The organism is Zoogloea sp. LCSB751 (genome assembly GCF_002028455.1).
GTDB lineage: Bacteria > Pseudomonadota > Gammaproteobacteria > Burkholderiales > Rhodocyclaceae > Zoogloea.
Genome location: NZ_MWUM01000413.1, coordinates 1 through 252, shown reverse-complemented (window position 1 = coordinate 252; position 252 = coordinate 1). Strand labels below are relative to the sequence as shown.

Genomic DNA, 252 nt, shown 5'->3' with positions numbered 1-252 from the left:
TTTTATCTGCCATTTAAACGTCGGTCAGACACGCAATCGACAGCATTAGAGCTCGAGTATCTCTTTGACAAAGGGGATGGTGAGCTTGCGCTTGGCGCGAAAGGAGGCGTTGTCGAGCTGATTGAGGGTGGTGAGCAGGGTGCGCATGTCGCGGGACAAGCGGTTGAGCAGGAAGCGGCCCACGTCTATGGGCAGTTTGAAGCCCCGCAGCTCGGCACGCAGCTGCAGGGCACTGAGCTTGCCTTCGTCATC

The 252-nt window shown here is 57.5% G+C and carries 1 pseudogene; it reads right to left on the bottom strand.

Annotated features, from left to right (window positions below):
* Window positions 1-45: 45 nt before the first annotated feature.
* Window positions 46-252 (bottom strand): annotated as a pseudogene (locus B4920_RS27160) (DnaA regulatory inactivator Hda); the annotation flags it as partial.